The 18,130-nt window shown below is 63.9% G+C and carries 16 protein-coding genes; 5 read left to right on the top strand and 11 right to left on the bottom strand.

The genetic code is table 11. The features are described from left to right. Positions 1–4 precede the first annotated feature (4 nt). The gene (locus DM480_RS17085) at positions 5–1,588 is read left to right on the top strand and encodes an MFS transporter (protein ID WP_115381780.1); all 1,584 of its coding nucleotides are present in this window, start codon (positions 5–7) and stop codon (positions 1,586–1,588) included. Here the strand turns inward: DM480_RS17085 and DM480_RS17080 are convergent. Continuing rightward, on the bottom strand, positions 1,585–2,208 hold the full coding sequence (locus DM480_RS17080; RefSeq protein ID WP_115381744.1) for a carbonic anhydrase: 624 nt from the start codon (positions 2,206–2,208) through the stop codon (positions 1,585–1,587). The two genes, DM480_RS17085 and DM480_RS17080, sit on opposite strands and share 4 nt — an antisense overlap. 228 nt (positions 2,209–2,436) lie before the next feature. Next, on the bottom strand, positions 2,437–3,033 hold the full coding sequence (locus DM480_RS17075; protein ID WP_115381778.1) for a recombinase family protein: 597 nt from the start codon (positions 3,031–3,033) through the stop codon (positions 2,437–2,439). Between the two features lie 128 nt (positions 3,034–3,161). Between DM480_RS17075 and DM480_RS17070 the strand changes: the two genes are divergently transcribed. Continuing rightward, positions 3,162–6,113: a Tn3 family transposase gene (locus DM480_RS17070; protein WP_443026405.1), complete on the top strand. Its 2,952-nt coding sequence runs from the start codon at positions 3,162–3,164 to the stop codon at positions 6,111–6,113. 31 nt (positions 6,114–6,144) lie between these two features. Continuing rightward, positions 6,145–6,366, top strand: coding sequence for a hypothetical protein (locus DM480_RS17065; protein ID WP_115381740.1), 222 nt, complete (start codon positions 6,145–6,147; stop codon positions 6,364–6,366). A 224-nt stretch (positions 6,367–6,590) separates the two neighbouring features. On the opposite strand, the gene DM480_RS17060 is transcribed toward DM480_RS17065, so the two are convergent. Continuing rightward, entirely contained in the window at positions 6,591–7,040 is a 450-nt protein-coding gene (locus DM480_RS17060) for a hypothetical protein (RefSeq protein ID WP_115381738.1), read from the bottom strand. A 433-nt stretch (positions 7,041–7,473) separates the two neighbouring features. Between DM480_RS17060 and DM480_RS17055 the strand changes: the two genes are divergently transcribed. Then, complete coding sequence (locus DM480_RS17055) at positions 7,474–7,743, top strand: HU family DNA-binding protein (RefSeq protein ID WP_064311294.1); 270 nt, start codon at positions 7,474–7,476, stop codon at positions 7,741–7,743. Positions 7,744–7,871: 128 nt separating this feature from the next. Here DM480_RS17055 and DM480_RS17050 read toward each other — a convergent pair whose 3' ends face one another. Then, on the bottom strand, positions 7,872–8,834 hold the full coding sequence (locus DM480_RS17050; RefSeq protein ID WP_115381776.1) for an MlaA family lipoprotein: 963 nt from the start codon (positions 8,832–8,834) through the stop codon (positions 7,872–7,874). 265 nt (positions 8,835–9,099) lie between these two features. On the opposite strand from DM480_RS17050, the gene DM480_RS17045 reads away from it, so the two are divergent. Next, on the top strand, positions 9,100–9,600 hold the full coding sequence (locus DM480_RS17045) for a hypothetical protein (protein WP_115381736.1): 501 nt from the start codon (positions 9,100–9,102) through the stop codon (positions 9,598–9,600). Here DM480_RS17045 and DM480_RS17040 read toward each other — a convergent pair. The 7 genes from DM480_RS17040 to DM480_RS17010 are packed head-to-tail and all read right to left on the bottom strand — an operon-like array spanning position 9,579 to position 18,079. Next, on the bottom strand, positions 9,579–10,370 hold the full coding sequence (locus tag DM480_RS17040; protein WP_064311291.1) for a protein-L-isoaspartate(D-aspartate) O-methyltransferase: 792 nt from the start codon (positions 10,368–10,370) through the stop codon (positions 9,579–9,581). The two genes, DM480_RS17045 and DM480_RS17040, sit on opposite strands and share 22 nt — an antisense overlap. Next, positions 10,367–13,414, bottom strand: coding sequence for an efflux RND transporter permease subunit (locus tag DM480_RS17035; RefSeq protein ID WP_115381734.1), 3,048 nt, complete (start codon positions 13,412–13,414; stop codon positions 10,367–10,369). Before DM480_RS17035 ends, DM480_RS17040 begins: the two co-directional genes overlap by 4 nt. Continuing rightward, positions 13,411–14,436: an efflux RND transporter periplasmic adaptor subunit gene (locus DM480_RS17030; RefSeq protein WP_232834223.1), complete on the bottom strand. Its 1,026-nt coding sequence runs from the start codon at positions 14,434–14,436 to the stop codon at positions 13,411–13,413. The genes DM480_RS17035 and DM480_RS17030 overlap by 4 nt, the downstream gene beginning before the upstream one ends. Continuing rightward, positions 14,433–15,779 (bottom strand): TolC family protein, encoded by a 1,347-nt coding sequence (locus DM480_RS17025; protein WP_115381730.1) that lies wholly within the window; start codon positions 15,777–15,779, stop codon positions 14,433–14,435. Before DM480_RS17025 ends, DM480_RS17030 begins: the two co-directional genes overlap by 4 nt. Beyond that, the gene (locus DM480_RS17020) at positions 15,776–17,119 is read right to left on the bottom strand and encodes a sensor histidine kinase (protein ID WP_115381728.1); all 1,344 of its coding nucleotides are present in this window, start codon (positions 17,117–17,119) and stop codon (positions 15,776–15,778) included. The genes DM480_RS17025 and DM480_RS17020 overlap by 4 nt, the downstream gene beginning before the upstream one ends. Beyond that, positions 17,112–17,789: a response regulator transcription factor gene (locus DM480_RS17015; protein ID WP_115381774.1), complete on the bottom strand. Its 678-nt coding sequence runs from the start codon at positions 17,787–17,789 to the stop codon at positions 17,112–17,114. The genes DM480_RS17020 and DM480_RS17015 overlap by 8 nt, the downstream gene beginning before the upstream one ends. 8 nt (positions 17,790–17,797) lie before the next feature. Beyond that, entirely contained in the window at positions 17,798–18,079 is a 282-nt protein-coding gene (locus DM480_RS17010) for a PepSY domain-containing protein (RefSeq protein ID WP_115381726.1), read from the bottom strand. Positions 18,080–18,130: the final 51 nt, after the last annotated feature.

Here is an 18,130-nt window from a genome sequence, read left to right as displayed (position 1 = left end):
TACCATGGGGAGCACGCTCTCGGACCGGCAGGCGATCTGGGCTTTTGTGCTGGGATGTTTGGCGGTCACGGCGGGGGTAGGCACGCACCTGCCGATGTTCGCGATGGGACGACAGATGCACTATCATTTGGCCGGCATGCCGATGACCAGTTCGATGGTCGTGGGCATGGTTCTGATCGTGGGGGGGCTTTTCGTGGCGGCCTATGGTCTTTTGCCTCGCAACCTGAGCGCGCATCGCACGTCGACCGCCGACATCGTCGTCGCAGCGCCCGAAGATGCGCAGCTTGGCGCAGCCCATTTCGGCCTTATGGCCATCCTCGTGATCGCGCTCGTGGTGGACGTGATGAAGCCCGCTGCACTCGGGTTCGCGATCCCCGGCATGACCAGCGAGTACGGCGTATCGAAAGCGACCGCGTCGCTCGTCGCCTTCTTCGCGCTCGTCGGAACTGTGGTGGGCTCGGTGGTGTGGGGATTCCTCGCCGACATCTATGGGCGGAAGGCGACCATCCTGCTTTCAGCCGTGTTCTTCGTGGGCACTGCTATTTGCGGCGCCATGCCTAGCCTAGCCTGGAATATCGGCATGTGCTTCATGATGGGGGCCGCGGCTGGAGGCATGCTGCCGGTGACCTATGCTCTGCTGGCCGAGATGATGCCGACCCGCCATCGGGGCTGGGCATTGGTGCTGGTCGGCGGTCTGGGTGCAGTCGGCGGTTACTTCGCGGCAAGTGGGGCATCAGCCCTTTGGCAGGGCACCTTCAGTTGGCGCATCCTGTTTCTCCTCAACCTGCCGACCGGCCTGCTGTTGGTTGTGCTCGGCAACTTCATTCCTGAATCGGCTAAGTTCTTGATCGCACGCGGGCGAATAGCGGAAGCCGAGACAGTCATGCGACGGTTCGGCGCGACTGCGCGGAAGGTGACCGCATCGTCGCAGCCCCCGCGATCGAGTCGCCGGTACCTCACTGGATTCCACCTCTGGAGCAAGCTTGTGGCGCTGAGCTTGGCAGCGTTGTGTTGGGGATTAATCAATTTCGGGCTGCTTCTTTGGTTGCCGGGCGACCTCCAGGAAAAGGGCTATTCGGTTACCGTCGCCAGCACCCTGCTGGCAAAGTCGGCACTCATCTCCTTCCCGACGGTCTTCCTATGCGCGTTCCTCTATAGTCGTTGGAGCACGAAGTGGTCTCTCGTGACGATGATCGCGATCACTATGGTGGGGCTGGGGTTGGTTGTTCACCTGGAGGTCGCGGGACGTGGCAGCCCGGTGTTGCCAGTGTCCCTGCTCATTGTAGGTTCGAATGGCATTCTCGCCATCCTGCTACCCTATGCGGCGGAAAGCTTCCCGCTGAACGTGCGGGGCAGAGCAACAGGATGGGTGGCCGCCTGCACCAAGGCCGGGGGAGTGGGTGCCCAAGGGCTCGCTATCACCGCGCTGGTGCCGAGCATGGGTTCGGCAGCCATTGCGATTATGCTGCCTACCACTCTTGCGCTGGCACTGATCGCTCGCTTTGGTCGTGAGACTCGCGGAACAGACCTGCGCGACCTGGACGTAGACAGCGGGCCCTTCGGGCATGGCTCCATATCCAGGAGCTAGGAAGTCTTGAATGCACTCGAGCCAGCACCGGTATCAAAAAAATCTACTTCACCGGTGCCCAGCGCATAATAGGCTCCCACGACAAGCAGCCTGCCGCTGGCCTGCGCCTCTATCAAGGTTGGCGCGGAGTCTTCTCGCAATTCGCGCACCGCGTGAGCGACGTTCTGGCGAACGGCTCCTTCGAGCGTGGCATCATCGAGCCGGGCGGCCTCTAGCACCGCGGGAATAATCGGCTCAACCATCTTACCGATGTTGCCGGGGAAGCGCGCTCCCTTGTTCACCACCGACATCGCAGCGTTAACCGCACCACAGCCTTCATGGCCCATGACGACGATAAGCGGCACGCCCAGCACGCTGACCGCGAACTCCAGGCTGCCCATCGCGGCGACGTCAAGCGTGTTACCGGCGTTACGGACGATGAACAGCTCACCCAATCCCCGCCCGAACAGCAACTCGGGAGGCACTCGGCTGTCGGAGCAGCTGACATACGCTGCGAACGGCTTCTGCCCTCCGGCCAGGGCTAAGCGGCTCTCTCGATCGAGTGACGGCTGAAGCGGCTCGTCGTTCAGGAATGCGCGATTTCCATCCCGTAGGCGCGCCAGTGCTTCGGTTGGGGTCATATGGTAAAATCTCCTAAATTGATGGATAGTTTATGCCGTGGCGATCTGCGACCCCGTGGATCATCTTCCACGAAGAATGTCGTCCCCCACTGCGGTCCATGTAACGTCTCAAACTCGGCTCTTTCGTGAGACGGCGGGTAAATAGCTGTACGGTTGTAACACCGCGTAATGCCGGCTGTAGGCATCGCTTAAAAGGTCGGATAACGATTCATCGCTGTCCGGGAACACCTACGCCGCTGTGACTTCTATGCTTTGCCGATGTGCGGCCACGATGCGCGAAACGGTAGGTTCGCTGACACCATAAAGGCGGGCCATTTCGGCACCTGACTTACGTCCGGAGACGACGGATTCAGCAATTTCACGACGCTGCTTCTCCGCGAGCTTGCGCCGGCGCCCGCCAATCCGTCCCTCTGCACGGGCTTGGGCGAGGCCGGCGCTAGTGCGCTCGCGGATCATTGCGCGTTCAAACTCGGCAAAGCTGCCAATCATTTGCATCATCATGCGCCCCGCGGCCGTGGTCGTGTCAATTGCTTCGGTCAACGAGCGGAAGCCTGCACCTGCCAGCTCGATCCGCTCCATGATGTGCAGCATATCCTTCAGGCTGCGCGACAACCGGTCGAGCTTCCAGACGACGACCACGTCGCCCTCGCGCAGCTGGCCGATCATCTCCAGAAGCCTAGGTCGGTCCCATCGACCGCCGCTGGCGGTCTCCTCGAATACTCGCCTGCAGCCCGCCGCATCGAGTGCGTGGCGCTGAGCCGCATTCGATTGGTCGTCGCCCTTCGACACACGGGCATAGCCGATCAGATAGGGTTCGCGGGTCATCCTGAGTCTTTCACAAACGGCCGTATCCGGAGGCAGAAACAGCATGCACGGATTCCCGCCGCCTTCCGCCTTTCACAATCCTCTTTCATTAAGCGAGCAAAAGGCAAGAGGTTTTTGGAGGATCAAACGTGCCTGCTCGCATTCCAATGACCGAGCGGCAGCGCGCCGCACTGCTGGCGCTGCCTGATACCGAGACGATGGTGGTGCGACATCATGCTCTCGATGCCGAAGACTTGGTCGCGATCGGTATCGCGCGAACTCCAGCGACCCGGCTGAGCTATGCCCTGCAACTCTGCTGTCTGCGCTATCCTGGACGACATCTGCGCACCGGCGAGCTGTTGCCGGCGATCATGCTCGACCATATCGCCGACCAGGTTGGGGTTGATGCGGGCGTCATCGCCGACTTCGCGCGGCGTACACCGACCCGCTACGATCAGCTTGCCGCCATCAAAGCCCGGTTTGGTTTTACCGATCTGAGCCAGCCAGTTCGCACTTCGATGACCGCGTGGCTGGCGATCGAAGCCATGCCCTTCGTTGACGGGTGCATTCTGCTAGACCGACTGCTGGGCGAACTACGCACCCGGCGCGTCGTCATTCCCGGTATCAGCGTTGTGGAGCGTATGGCAGCCGAGGCGATGCTTCGGGCGGAAACCGATCTGGTCGACGCGGTCGACGACACGCTCGATACAGAGATGCGTCAGCGTCTCGACACGCTGGTGGACGACAAGGTGCACGACCGACAAAGCCGCTTTTCCTGGCTGCGCGAACCGGAGCCTCGCGTCGCGTCTGCCTCGCTCGCCGAAATCCTCGAGAAGATCGCACTGATCCGCTGGACCGGCATTTCCCGTGTTCCAATCGATCCCCGGCACGAACCACGCCTGACGCAATTCGCTCGCGAAGGTGTGCGCTATACCGCCCAGGCTTTCCAACAGATGCGATCTGCCCGCAGGCGGGTCATCCTGCTGGCCACGCTGCGCGAGTTGGAGGCCACGCTTACCGACGCGGCGATCTCCATGTTCGGCGCCTTGATGGGACGCGCTCACCTTCGTGCGCGCAAACGCCTGGAACAGCGGGTCGCGGTTTCGGGACGCGAGGGACGCGACCGGCTGATGCGCATCGCCATGGTGCTGGAAACGATCAGCCGAGCAGCACGCGCTGGTGAAGATATCGGCGCTGCCATCAGGGATATCATGCCTCTAGAAATGCTCGATGCGGATGCGGCGATCATCCGTCGTACCGCCGCACCTCACAGGGATGATGTGCTGAGTGAGGTTGCAGCCGAGTACCGAACCTTCAAGCGGGCAGGACCACAGTTTCTGCAAGCGCTCGATTTCTACGGCCGGGCCGGCACCGCGACATTGCGCAATGCGATGATGGTCCTGTCGGATCTCGATGGCGACTGGCGCAAACCCCTTCCCGCCGACGTTCCGCTCGGTCATGTCGAGCGGCGCTGGCAACGCCATGTCGTGGTCGCAGGAAAGATCGACCGGACGCATTGGGAGATGGCGACTTACGGCGCGCTCGCCAATGCGCTGGCATCGGGTGATATCTGGGTGCCGACGTCGCGGATGCATCGGTCATTGGACGTGCTGCTTGCGCCATCGCCAGGCGCAACAGTCCAACCGCCGTTCTCACTCGGCGACCCACATGCATGGCTCGATCAGCGCGCTGAGCAACTCGACAGCGCCTTGCGCGGCGTTGCCCGCAATCTGGACGGGCGTGATGCCGCCCTATTCGCCGGGGAGAGATTACGCTTTCCCAAAGAGCAGAAGGATGATGACGGCAGGCAAGATGAAGGGCGGCACCTGACGCTCGCCTGTTACGGTATGCTGCCTGCTACCCGTATCACCGACGTGCTGTCCCAGGTCGAACACTGGACCGGCTTCACCCGGCATTTCGGTCACGTTTCAACCGGGCTGCCGCCTGCTGACGAGCGCGCCTTCCTCGCCACCCTAATTGCCGAGGCGACCAATCTCGGGTTGTCGCGCATGGCCGAGGTATGCGGCGCAGGGTCACGCCGGGCGCTGCTGCGCATGCAGACATGGCACATGCGCGAGGAAACCTTTCGAGCAGCGCTCGCCTGTCTGACCGATGCCATCCACGCCGAACCGATCGCCGCATGGTTCGGGCAGGGGCACCGGGCGTCGGCAGATGGTCAGGCCTTTTACCTAGGCGGCCCGGGTGAAGCCGGCGGAGCGGTCAATGCGCATTATGGTCGCGACCCGGTGGTCAAGATCTACACCACCATCACCGATCGGTACGCGCCACTTCACCAGACTGTGATCGCCGGTACGGCAGGGGAAGCTATCCATGCGCTCGACGGCATTCTCGGCCACGATAGCAACGCTGATCTAACCGCGCTGCACGTCGATGGGGGCGGCGTTTCCGATATCGTGTTCGCGACGATGCATCTGCTCGGGCTCGATTTCGAGCCGCGCATTCCCCGTTTGTCAGATCGGCGCCTTTACGCCTTCGAACCCCCGAAGCGTTATGGCAGGCTCGCATCGCTGTTCGGTCACAGGCTCAACCCGGACCTGATCGTCAACCACTGGCCGGATATCGAACGTGTCATCGGAGCGATGCGTGACCGCACCGTCACGCCATCCTTGATCTTGAAGAAGCTGTCCGCCTACCGCCAGCAGAACAGCCTTGCCGCGGCACTGCGCGAGGTCGGGCGGATTGAGCGCACGCTGTTCACGCTGCGCTGGTTCGACGATCCGGCTCTGCGCCGCACCGTTACCGCCGAATTGAACAAGGGCGAGGCGCGCAACAGTCTGGCCCGGGCAGTCGCTTTCCACCGACTCGGCCGTTTTCGTGATCGTGGCTTGGAAAACCAGCAAACTCGGGCTGCTGCGCTCAACCTCGTCACCGCTGCGATCATACTGTTCAACTGCCGATATCTCGGCAGCGCGATTGAAGAAATGCGCCGTCGCGGCACGCCGATCGATCCCACTATGCTGACTCGGCTTTCGCCGCTTGGATGGGACCGCATCAATCTCACTGGCGATTATGTCTGGTCCGATCGCCTCGATCTCGACGCTAACGGCCTCATGCCGCTGCTCGTCAAACCGCTACCGTGAATCTGTGTCCGAACAATGTACAGGGGCCGTGATGGCGGTCGGTCTCGTGCCGATCGTCGAGGCGAGCCTGAAGCGTTCGCCGTCGATCTCGATGCCCGTCACCATCGCGTTCTTCGTCGCGGTCGCGAGCGGGATCGCGCTTCGCCGTCGCTACGGCTGGATGGGGCTCGTCCTCCACATCTTCGGCCAGATCGTGATCTGGCTCTCGATCTTCTGCATGTCTCTGGCGATCGCGCTCTATGCGACCGGGTAGGTCGGGTTCGGGCGAGAGTCGTGATCGCCATCGGATCAATCGGGTCTGGCAGCGCTATCGCGAGTCCGTGTGGGGCACGGCGCCGAACGTCCGCACCCCGCAGCTTCCGCCCGCGCTTTGGTTCCTTTTCGCGACGGGCGGCTGGGCTGCGGCGCTCCACTTTCGGATCCCGGAACACGCGGCCGCGCTTCTCGGCCGTCACTAGCAGGAGGTTGCATTGTTCTCTAAGCAATCGAACATGGGGGCGGATCAAGCTGCAGCACGCTGCCAGAAGCGACAATCGGGAACGCGAGAGGCGGGGTGTCATGGGCAAGCAGCCATGATCGCGCCTGATCCTCGTCAAAGAAAAATTGTGCTCCTCGACCATGGGCGGCGAGTTGGGCCTGCATGCTCGCCAGATTTGTCACGATGAGAAAGGCGAGGCGCAGCGCGCGCGGTTCGCGCTGCAACAACAGCTGGCCGAACGCAGCGAAGCTGCTCAACCCTTGAGGCGTCATATGCCGTATGTCCACGAGCGCGAGGTGGCGATTCTGCTTTGAGGTCAAGGCGTGGAATGCTCGGTCGCGCTCGACGATCAACCGTTCAACGTCCGCGGCCGCGAAAGTGCCGGCAAGTCGGAAGCAGGCGAGATGGAGATTGGGTTCGACATCGATCGTGAAACAGCAGCTCGCCACTTTTGCCCCCGTTGCTTAAGCGTCGTGAAAGAGGTCAACGATCGCAGGACCGAACTCAAGAGCGAGTTGGAAGCCTCGACCGACCGGGCCGGCGTTGTGTCGCAGAGGTTCGTGCTTTCGGGTGCGGAACCTACGCGATCTCCCGTCGGGCCCGTTAGAACGATCACCGCATTTTTGCGCGTAGGCGTGCCGCTTGAGAGGAGATCCGTCAACACGCGCGCCTCAGGCTTGGCTGTCCGATTGTCGGCATTCCAAGGCTGTCCGCGACTCCTTGAGCCGGACGAAAGCGATTTCGCCTGCAGCCCTCTCCTTCACGATCGTCGAACCCATCGATCCCGCCGAAAAATGCCGGCGTTGATGTGGTCGAGCAACTTGGTTGTCTCACAAGCGGCAGCCACTATGATTGCATACGATCAACCGGAGAATGCCTCGTATGAACACGTCCGACCTCGCGAAGAAGATCGCTGCCATAACCGACTTCACCGAGGCGCAGGCGAAGGCGACGATACAGGCCGTCTTTATCGAGATCGCTGAGGCGGCCGGACGCGGGGAGGAAGTATCGATTCCTGGCTTCGGCAAGTTCTCGGTGAAGGACCGCCCGGCACGCCAGGGCCGTAACCCCGCGACCGGGAAGCCGATGGACATCGCTGCCTCCAAGAAAGTATCATTTGCGGCTGCCAAAGCCCTTAAAGACAAGCTCTGAGCCTTGTTGGCAGTAGTGGATGTGCCGATACCGCCGAATGGCGATCAACTTAGCCAGTCTTTCGCCACTATCGTCTACACCTCTGCGATCAGATTCGTCAGCCCGCGTGCGCGATCGACTGCTCCGACTTAAAACATCGGTGAGGACGCTGGTGCATCCATCGTGGGGGAACACTGCGTTAGTTTGACCGCAGCGGGGTTAATCGGCACCATGACTGAAGAGGCCGGCGGAGGCGCCGAGGACGGGTCGGTCACTTTGGCATGTGACGGCGACGACGCGTGCAACGCGTCGATCTCACGCTGCCGTTTCCGAAGATAAAAATCGCGACGCGCAACATAGGGATCTGCGCTCGCACGAATGCGCTGCAGGTCTTCATCGAACTCAGCCCGTCGATCGAGCACGCCCAGCCCTGTTGCTGGCACGACATACGCAGGCTGATTAAATGGCGGTCCGCCGATACCCGGTACGACCGCGCGGTCGATCAACCCGCCGATGGCATCACGCACCGTGGTCGGACCAAGAAAAGGCAAGAATATGAAAGGCCCAGGTTTTACCCCATAATAGCCCAGGGTGTATGCAAATCCGTTCGGCCGCCGAGGTAGATTAAATGGTTTGCGCTTCGCCATATCGACGAAGCCTGCCACGCCGATCGTCGTGTTCACCGCGAAGCGACCAGCAGTCTCGGCGGCCTTGCCGGGTTTAAGCTGCAGAACGTAGTTCACGAAAACGACTGGCTCGCGCAGGTTTTTGAAGAAGTTGCGCAGGCCGCTTCGAACAGGGCTCGGCATGGCCCGCTTGTATGCCAAAGCGACAGGACCGAACACGGCCTTGTCGACGGCCTGCGTCGCCTCAAAGGACCTCGCGTTGATCGCCTCAAGCGGGTCACCTGCCGACCGACGACGACCAGTCACGACAATCTCCCCGGTCGCGTCGGGCTGGGAGGGCCCCGTCGGCACGGTCTGCGTGATGTCGGTCGCGGCGGTCGGCGGCGATGCCGGAGGCAGCGCGGAAGCGGACTGGTCAGTTGCCACGTCCGGGGATAGCGGACCGACAGGCTGAACCATCGCAGAAAGCGGCATCGTTATCAGCATACGGTCGTTCTCCGGCGAGGTGCGCAAGGTATCGCCCGTCGGTTGGCGAACGTCTCCTTCCATGACCTCGCAGCCGGACGGCACGGTGAGTGCCTTGCCGCAGTCGCCCGGTCGAAAAAACGTTCGCAACCGGGTTGTCGGTAGAAACTTTGCCCCGTGCTTCGCATGAGACCCCGGTTAATCGAGCCGCGGCCGCCACGTCCAACCTGCTGTGAGACCTAACGGGGCGGACTGCGGTAGCGCCGCACAGCATCGTCTTGCCTTTATGGACCCTTCCTTCATCGCATTCGGGGACAGCGGCGACGTCCGCCAGCTCATCAGAATCATCCGGGCGTTCGCCCTTGCGGGCAAGCTAGGCGAGCGGCTGACGATCGTCGGTTGCGCGCATAAGCGGCGCAAAATGGCGAAATGGGTCGAGGCGCTTCGGGTCGACGGTGTCACCTCGTTCGCCGATGCAGACGACAGAGATTATTGGATTGGCGATCCTCGCGCCGTATTTATTTTCGCGCGGTTGCATGACGGGTATGAACACCGGTTGCTCGATGCCTTGGCTCACGGGGTTCCCATCGTCGCGCTACGTTGCGATCGCCGATCAAATCTTTTCGGAAGTTATGGCCCGATGATCGACGTACCGTCGTCGGATGATGTCATTGGGCTTTCCAATAGCATGTTGACCGTGCGTCGCGACGAACGTCATTTCCTTGTAGCAGGCGCGCCACAAGCGGCGGGTCGGCAAGCATCCACTCAGGTGATCGGATTGCCGTGACACAGCGGAACCGATCGGTCGAACAGCGCCCGTGGATCATCGGGGGTCTGTCCCTTGCCGGTCAATGGTACAAACATCGCCCAACCAAGCGAGCAGCGGCTTAGCGAACCATCGAGTTGCTTCGTAATGACCAGGAGCTGCTCGAAGACCTGCGACTTTCCAATCGGCATGACGAGCCGACCGCCAGGCTTGAGTTGGTCGATCAACGGCTGCGGTACGGTTGCAGAGCCTGCAGCAACGATGATCCCGTCGAAAGGCGCGCTCTCAGGCCATCCGGCGAACCCGTCACCGCTTCTGACGGCGACGTTGCGATAGCCCATTCGTTTCAGGCGTTTCGCCGCTGCCTTGGCGAGTGGATCCACGATCTCGATCGACCAGACCTTGGCAGCCAAGCTCGAAAGGACAGCCGCCTGGTATCCCGAACCGGTCCCAACATCGAGGACATTGGCAGCCGGCGGAAGGTCGAGCGCCGCGGTCATGATCGCGACCACATAGGGGTCGGAGATCGTCTGCTCATATCCGATCTGCTGCGGCGTATCGACATAGGCGAAGCGGCGACCCTCGGGCGCCACGAAGTCCTCGCGGGGCAGCTTACCGATTATTTCCAGCGCGCGGTCAAGCGCGGGCGTGGCGGCGCTTGGGGCGCTCTTACGAACATCGGTGCGGATCCGCTCGACCATTAGCCGGCGTTGCTCGGGAAGCGGGAGCGCGAGGCGCTGCTGAAGCGTCGGTGCCTGGGCCAGCGCCGCGGCAAGGAGGAAGGCGATCATGGGGCGGTGACGGCACCGTTCTTGCGCGACCGCAGTGCAAGGAGCGCCGCCGGCAGGAACAAGAGGACGAGCGGTACGGCCGCCGTCAGTCCGAAGATGATCGCGGTCGCGAGCGGCTGCTGAAGACCGGCGCCACGGCTGAGACCCAGCGCCAGCGGGCTGAGTGTCAGGATCGCGATGAGCGCCGACATGACGATCGGTCGAAGCCGTTTGCCGGCGGCTTCACGCAAGCCGGCGGCGTCTAGCGGGTTTGAGGGATCGAGTTCGGCCAAGAGGAAGATCACGAGTTCTGTCACCATCCCGACCACCATCGTGAGGCCCATCAGCGCCGAGATGTTTAGTTCGATCCCGGTAACCCACAGGCCGATCAGGACTGCCGCAGCCGACAGTAACACGGTTCCTACAGCCGCGATCGTCCACATCGGCTGCTCGAACAAGAAGGTGATCAGCAACGCCACGAGCAGCAACGCGGCGACGAACACCAACGTCAGGTCGGCGAAGCTCTGCTTCTGCTGCGTGTAGAGGCCGCCATAATCGACCCGAACGTCGGCGGGCAGCTTGAGATTGGCGACGGTCTTCCGGACTTCGGTCATCGCGGAGCCGAGGTCGCGCCCTTCGAGCCGGGCCGTCACCGCTACGAACGGCGCCAGATCCTCGCGCGTCAATTGCTTCTGGCCGCCGACGATGGAAACCGTTGCGACTTGGCCAACGCGGACGAGATGACCATCTGGTGCGACGAGCGGCAGCCGGGCGATCTCGTCTGCGCGCGACCGCAGGGCTTGAGGCGCGCGCACGCGCACCGTTATCAGCTGTTCGCCGAGCCGGACCTGCGTCGCCTGCGTGCCGCCGATCAGCGTTTCCAACTGCCCCGCGACGCCGGTCGGGTCGAGACCCTGTTGCGGGGCAAGCTGCGGATTTACCGCGATCGACACGGTGTCGCCGGCGACCCGAAGCCCGTCGACGACTTCAACCACCCCGCTGATGCGGCCGATGGCGTCACCGACCTGCTTTGCCGCCGTCGCCAGCACCGCGGGATCATCGCCGAACAGCTTGACCTCAATCGGCTGCGGAACCGCGGTGAGATCACCGATCAGGTCCTCCATGAGCTGTGCGGTCTCGACCTGGAGACCGGGGACGTCGGTGTCGATCTTCTGGCGGATATCGGTCATCACCGCGTCGATTGGACGCCGCGACCCGCCCTTCAGGCGGATGAAGTAGTCGCCTTCGTCGGCTTCGGTAAGCCCGCCGCCCAGCTGTGCGCCGGTGCGCCGCGAGTAACTCGCTACTTCCGGCGTCGCCACGATGATCCGCTCCACCTGGCGCAACAGTCGGTCGGTGTCGCTAAGCGCCGCGCCGGGCTGCGCCTTGTAGTCGAGGATGAACCCGCCCTCGTCCATGACGGGCATGAATCCCGACGGGACATGCCGCCAGGCCATCCATCCGGCCCCCACGAAGACCAGCGCCACGATGGCCGCGAACACCGCCGGGCGCCCGAACGCCCGGTCGGCGGACCATTCATAGCTGCGGCCGAGCCGGGCGAGGACGCCACCGGCCCGCTCGGCCGCCTCCGCTTCGCGGGCGCCGACCCAACGTGCCGCCGCGATCGGGAGGACGAAGCGCGTGAACAGCAGCGACAGGCCGAGCGCAGCCACCATCGTCAGCGCGAGGGCCTTGAAGAACCCCCCCGTTACGCCTGTCACGAACGCCAGCGGCAGGAAGACGACCATGGTGGCCGTGGTCGATCCGACGAGCGGGCGGGTCATTTCTGCCGCCGCGTCAAGAATGCTGCGCCGGTCCGACGCCTGGCCCTCCTGGAGCCGCCGCATGATATGCTCCAGCATCACCACGGCATCATCAACGACGAGACCGACCGCCGCCGCCATCCCGCCGAGCGTCATCATGTTGAAGCTCATGCCGAGCGCGAGCAGAACGAGGCACGTTCCCGCGAGGACGGCCGGCAGCATCAGCCCCGTGATGAGCATGAGGCGGCCCGAACGGAGGAACACGAACAGCACCACCCCGGCGAGCACGGCACCGAGCAGGATCGCATCGCGCACCGCGTTGGCAGCCCCCGTCACCAGTTCCGATTGATCATAGAAGGGCGTGACGGTGACGCTCGGCGGGAGGCCCAGCGTCTTGAGCCGGGCCGCAGTTTCCCAGACGATGCCGACCGTGTCCCCAGTCAGCGACTGGCGCACATTGACGAGCACCGCGCTTTTCCCGTCCGAGGTGATGCGGGTGTAACTGGGGGCGACCGATGGGGTAATCGTTGCGATCTGGCCAAGCGTGACGATCCCCGCAGCGGCTGTCTGGCCCGCCTTGACCGGCGTGGCGGCGAGGTCCGCGATCGACGCAAGCCGGTTCTCGGCCAGCACCAGATAAAGCCTGTGGCGATCCTCGAGTCTCCCGACGCCCTGAACCGCATTGTCCTTGCCGATCGCGGTCGCCACGTCGGCGAGGCTGAGCCCGAGTGCGGTGGCGCGTGCGGGATCGACATCGACCGCGAACTCGCGGGCGCTTCCCCCGAGAACATCGACCCCGGCCACGCCGGACACGGCGAGCAGGGCGGGGCGAACCTTCAAATCGGCAAGCTGACGCAACGCCTGGGGATCAAGCGAGGATGAAGTGAGTGCGACGCCCAGGACGGGAAACAAAGTCGGATCTGATCGGCGCACCTCGAAGCGCGCGCCCGCCGGAAGATCGGGCAAGACCGTTGCGAGTGCTCCCTGGGTCGCCATCGTGGCTCCGGCCATATCCTGACCCCAGGGGAAAGAGAGCGCAACCTCCGCCGAGCCACGACTGGTCGTTGATCGCACATGCGTCACGCCCGGCACGCCGCGCAGTGCGATCTCGATCGGGCGGGTGATCTGCGCCGCCATCTGCGCGGGGTCGCGTTCGCCGGCGTCGACCGCCACCACCACCCGAGGATAGTTGATGAAGGGGAACAGGCTGACCGGGATGCGCAACGCCGCTGCGGCACCCCCGGCAACGATGATGAGGGCAGCCAAAATAAGCGCGTTTGCGTGGCGGGACAGGACGCTCATCGGGTGCGAACCTTCATGCCATCCTCGATCGCCGTGCCGCCTTCGACCACGACCCGCTCGCCGAGCTTGACACCCTCAACAATCGCAACGGTCCGGCGGTCACTCGCCCCGGTCCGCACGTTGCGCCGGTGCGCCGTGCCGTTTGTGACGACAAAAACATAAGGCTGGCCGCCGTCGTCCATCAGTGCGGCATAGGGAATGCTCGGGAGGCCCGAGCCAGCGCTGGTCGTGACGGCGCCTGTGAGGATCTCGCCGGTGCCGATCCGCGCGCCGACCGGAAGTCGCGCAAAAACGGCGGCAAGCCGGGTTTGCGGATCAACGGCAGGATCGACCGCATCGATCGGCACCGTGAGCTGGCCGCGGGTTCCGTTACCCTCGATCCTGATTGGCTGCCCAGGTCTCAACGATCGCGCGATCGCCGGATCGATCCCGAAGCGAGCGCGAACATCGCCATCCCGGACGATGGTCGCAATTGACGCGCCGGGCTGGACGAGATCGCCCGGCGACCCGGTGACCGCTTGGACAATGCCGGCTGATGGGGCGGTCAGGGCGAGCGATGCGGTGCGCTGTGCAAGACTGGACCGGGTTGCGCCGGCGGTCGCGGCGGCTGCGCGAGCCTGTTCGACCTCGGCATTGCCGACCAGGCCGTCCTGGCGCAGGCGTCCAGCCCGCGCATAGGCGGCCTCAGCCGCGCGTGCATCACTGTTCGCCTTGACAAGATCGAGGCTCGCGGTCGGCCCGGGCGCGAGTTGCACGACGAGCTGGCCACCCGAGACCCGCGTCCCAACCGGCGCCACGATCCTGACTATCCGCGCCTCCTCCGAAGCCACCAGCGTTGCGGTGGCACCGGCTCCTGGCTCCGCCGCGCCATAGACCGCGGTCTGTTCTGACACCGCGCCGTTCGTCACGGGTGCGAGCTTGACCAGCGCCACCGGGTCCGCAGCCTTCTGGGTGTCGGTGCCAGAACCGCTGCAGGAGGCGAGCGCCGTGCCCACCAGTACGATCGCAATCCGGCCGCTCACTTCAGCCAATCCGCGCGGGGCGTGCCGGTCAGGAGTTCGAGTGCGATCATTTGTTCCCCCAGGTCCTGGCTTGTCTGTGTCACCACGAGTTCGCGGTCCCGCGAAGCTTGTTCGGCTGTCTCGGCGGTGGCTGCGGCGAGGTCGCCTCGGTTCGCGGCGCGGCGACTGGCGGCCGCGAAGCGGGTCAGTGCCGGGAGGTCAGCAATTGCCGTGGCGCGCTGACGTTCGGCGACCGCGATGCCGCCGACTGCTGCGGCGATATCCGCCCGCGCCTGGACCAAGCGCGCCTCATATTCCGCCTTCAGCGCCTCGCGCGTCGTGCGCTCAATGGCGATGTTGCCACGGTTGCGATTCCACAGCGGCAGTGTGAAGGCGACTGCGGGACCGGTCAGGACATTGCCAGCGGAATCCCGGTTGGCGTTAACCGTCAAGTCCAACGTCGGGAATTGTTGGATGATGGCGAGCCGGACCGCAGCCTCCTGCGCGGAATAGCCTTGCCGCAGGGCGGCGAGGTCGGTGCGCGCGCTCCGCGCGAGGGCGAAAAGCCGATCGGCGTCCGGCGGAGCGCCAGCATCGCTGGTGATCGCCAGACGAAGGATTGAAACCGGCGGCAGCCCGAGCAGCTTCGTCAGGGCGAACCGCGCAACGTTCAGGTCGCGTTCGGTGGTTCTTGCCTGCTGCTCGGCGGTGAATGCCGCGACCCGGGCGGCCTGGATCTGATCGCCAGACAGGTCGCCGCGGCCTGCTGCGCGCAGGGTGCGCGTCAGAAGCAACCGCGATGCGTCCCGTGACGCCGCCGTGATCGCTTGTGCACGCTCCAGTCCGACAACGCGTACCGCCTGAAGGCGGGCCTGACCGGCGGTCTGCCACTCGGCCCAGGCAAGATCGAGCCGGACCTGACGGGCTTGCGCCTCGGCCTGAGCGATCCGTGCGCCGCGTGTCCGAAGTGACTGGATGTCGAATCCGAGCGCAGAAGCAAGGTCAAGCAGGACATCGGGTCCCGACAAGACCTTGTTCGCGCCGATGTTAAAAGTCGGGTCGGGCAGCAGCCGGGCGGCAAATGCCTGCGCATCCGCAACGCCGGCGCGGGTCCGCTGCGCCTTCAGATCCGGGTTTGCGATGACGGCGATCGTGGCGATCGCGTTCAGGTCCAGCGGTTGCGATAGATCGATCGTCGTCGGCTGGAGAAAGGGCCGTTTGAGCTCCGCTGCCGCGGCCGTCAGTCCTCGCGACGACGGGACAGACAGCGAGGCGTTCGCGCCGGTCTCGAGCGGCAGCGGCGTGTAGTGCGCGCAGCCTGTCAGAGCACCTGCGAGACATAAGAGCGAAAAGCCGGCCTTCATCGAATCAGCTCCGGAAAGACGAGAGTAGCGGCCAGTCCCGGATGCGCATCTTCTAGAACGAGGTGCCCGCCATGCGATTTTGCGACGGCAGCGACGAGGTTCAGTCCGAGTCCGTGACCCGCCGAAGATCGTGCGGGATCGAGGCGCACGAACCGGCGAGTTACCCGCTCGCGATCCTGTTCCATGATACCTGGCCCGTTGTCGGCAACGCGGACGCAGACTTTTCCGCCCGCGCTAAATGCCGTGATGGTGATCGCCGTTCCTACCGGCGTGTGCGCCTGCGCATTGTCGAGGAGGTTGATGATTGCCTGTGCCAGAAGCTCGCGGTCTCCCTTCACGGTCATGCCCGGGGCGGCCTGGCACGACAGCGAGCGGTGGCCATCGTCAACCGCTGGCGTGCATGCCTCGCAGATATCGTCCACCAAGGCGGTCACGTCGACCGGCTCGAACGCTATAAAGGTCGATCCCTCAACCTCGGCGATGCGAAGGATGCCGCCGAACAACGACAGCAGCGCATCCCCCTGCGTGACAGCCTCGTCGATCGCCTTTCTCTGGCCGACCGGATCCTTCTCGCGCGCCGCCTCCAGTGTCGTTCGTAGCCGCGACAGGGGCGTGCGGAGATCGTGCGCAATATCCGAGGACACCTGACGGAGGTTCTCCATCAGTTGCTCGATCCGGTCGAGCATCGCGTTGAGCGTCGCGCCAAGCGCGTCAAACTCGTCGCCTCGCTCGGATACCGCCACGCGCCGCGTCAGGTCACCGCCGACTATCGCACGCGCAGCCGCCTCGATTCGCGAAAGACGCCGGCGCAAATAGGCGCCCAATATCAGCGCACCAGCAATGCCGACCATGACCACGATCCCAAATGCGCCTATGAAAAGGCCAAGGATGGTGCGGTCGATCTGCTCCAGTCCCTCGGTATCGATCGCGACGACCAACCGCTCGCCGGAAGGCAGGATGGTAGTCATGGCGCGTGCCGCGTCCTGTCCCTCCTCGGGATCGCGAAAGTGGATGTCGTGAAGGCCGGGCGGCGGCGGAGGGGTATCGAGATCACCGGCGATGCGCTGGCCATCACGATCGAACATCGCGTATCCGAACGCGGCAATGCCCTTGGCGTCGCTACGGGCCGCCAGCGCATCCAGCAGATCGGACAGCCCTTCTCCGCGATAGGCCACCACGAGCTGCTTTGTCTCGTCGGCCAGCGCGACGTCCTGCTGATGCCGGAAGGCGGCATCCGCCGCCACGAACACGATGGCGCCGAGCACCGCAATCGCCAACGCGAATGCGGCCGAATAGACGAAGGCGATACGATAGGCGGCGCTTCGCCAAAGCTCACCCATCCCGTCGCATCCGGTAACCAACCCCGCGCAGCGTCTCGATCGGATCTGCGGCGAAACCGGCGTTAAGCTTGGATCTCATCCGGCTCAGATGGCTCTCGACGATGTTGGTCTGCGGATCGAAGTGGAAACCCCAGATCGTCTCCAACAGCATCGTGCGGGTCACGACTTGCCCCGCGTGCCGCATGAGTTGTTCCAGGATCGCAAACTCGCGCGGCTGAAGGCGGACTTCCCGACCGTCGCGTCTGACATCGCGGGAGAGGAGGTCGAGCATGACGTCTCCTACCTGAAAGCGCGTCAGCTGAGTGGCGAGAGGCGGCCGGCGCAGCAGCGCATCGATCCGGGCGGCCAGTTCCGCCAACGCGAAGGGCTTGACCAGATAATCGTCCGCGCCGGCACCGAGACCGGTCACCCGGTCGGCGATGCCGCCGAGCGCCGTAAGCATCAGCACCGGCAAGCGGATACCCGCAGCTCGCCAAGCACGGACGATCTCGACGCCATCCAGCGACGGTAGCATCCGATCGACTATCGCGATGTCGAACGGCTCCTCGATCGCATAGCTGCGCGCGCTGTCGCCATCGGCGACCATCGTCACGTCATAGCCCCGGCCGGTGAGGTCACCGGCGATGAGCCGTGCCGTGTCGATATCGTCTTCGGCGAGCAGCACGCGCATCATGCAACTCAGTCCTTGTCGCCCAGTGCTTCGAACTTGTCCTCGACAATCTTGCCGGTGTGCGCATCGACACCGATCTCGTGGATGCGGTTGCCCTGGCGGATGTCGAACGAATAGCGCCATCCGCCGCCTTCCTTCTCATATTCCGCCTTCTGGACGCGGCCAGGCGCTGCCTTCAGCGCGATCGCTCGCGCCTTCGCCATTCCGAGCTTCGTGGTCGGCATGGCGGCGTTGACCGAGACGGTGGCGAGCGCAGCGGTAGCGGCAGCGATCAATGTCTTCCTGATCATGACTTTATCTCCTGCGTGCCGGATCGGGCACGCTTTTCTCTCTACGCCACC

It is taken from the genome of Sphingomonas sp. FARSPH (genome assembly GCF_003355005.1).
Classification (GTDB): domain Bacteria; phylum Pseudomonadota; class Alphaproteobacteria; order Sphingomonadales; family Sphingomonadaceae; genus Sphingomonas.
The sequence above is the reverse complement of the archived record's forward strand: the minus strand, read 5'-3'. Positions and strand labels throughout refer to the sequence as shown.

What these genes read in the sequence shown, in the direction of transcription:
- DM480_RS17075 (WP_115381778.1), bottom strand. Translation starts at nt 3,033, where the DNA reads ATGACCCGCGAACCCTATCTGATCGGCTATGCCCGTGTGTCGAAGGGC.
- DM480_RS17025 (WP_115381730.1), bottom strand. Translation starts at nt 15,779, where the DNA reads ATGAAGGCCGGCTTTTCGCTCTTATGTCTCGCAGGTGCTCTGACAGGC.
- DM480_RS17010 (WP_115381726.1), bottom strand. Translation starts at nt 18,079, where the DNA reads ATGATCAGGAAGACATTGATCGCTGCCGCTACCGCTGCGCTCGCCACC.
- DM480_RS17045 (WP_115381736.1), top strand. Translation starts at nt 9,100, where the DNA reads ATGGACCCTTCCTTCATCGCATTCGGGGACAGCGGCGACGTCCGCCAG.
- DM480_RS17015 (WP_115381774.1), bottom strand. Translation starts at nt 17,789, where the DNA reads ATGCGCGTGCTGCTCGCCGAAGACGATATCGACACGGCACGGCTCATC.
- DM480_RS17080 (WP_115381744.1), bottom strand. Translation starts at nt 2,208, where the DNA reads ATGACCCCAACCGAAGCACTGGCGCGCCTACGGGATGGAAATCGCGCA.
- DM480_RS17050 (WP_115381776.1), bottom strand. Translation starts at nt 8,834, where the DNA reads ATGCTGATAACGATGCCGCTTTCTGCGATGGTTCAGCCTGTCGGTCCG.
- DM480_RS17035 (WP_115381734.1), bottom strand. Translation starts at nt 13,414, where the DNA reads ATGAGCGTCCTGTCCCGCCACGCAAACGCGCTTATTTTGGCTGCCCTC.
- DM480_RS17020 (WP_115381728.1), bottom strand. Translation starts at nt 17,119, where the DNA reads ATGGGTGAGCTTTGGCGAAGCGCCGCCTATCGTATCGCCTTCGTCTAT.
- DM480_RS17065 (WP_115381740.1), top strand. Translation starts at nt 6,145, where the DNA reads ATGGCGGTCGGTCTCGTGCCGATCGTCGAGGCGAGCCTGAAGCGTTCG.
- DM480_RS17040 (WP_064311291.1), bottom strand. Translation starts at nt 10,370, where the DNA reads ATGATCGCCTTCCTCCTTGCCGCGGCGCTGGCCCAGGCACCGACGCTT.
- DM480_RS17085 (WP_115381780.1), top strand. Translation starts at nt 5, where the DNA reads ATGGGGAGCACGCTCTCGGACCGGCAGGCGATCTGGGCTTTTGTGCTG.
- DM480_RS17055 (WP_064311294.1), top strand. Translation starts at nt 7,474, where the DNA reads ATGAACACGTCCGACCTCGCGAAGAAGATCGCTGCCATAACCGACTTC.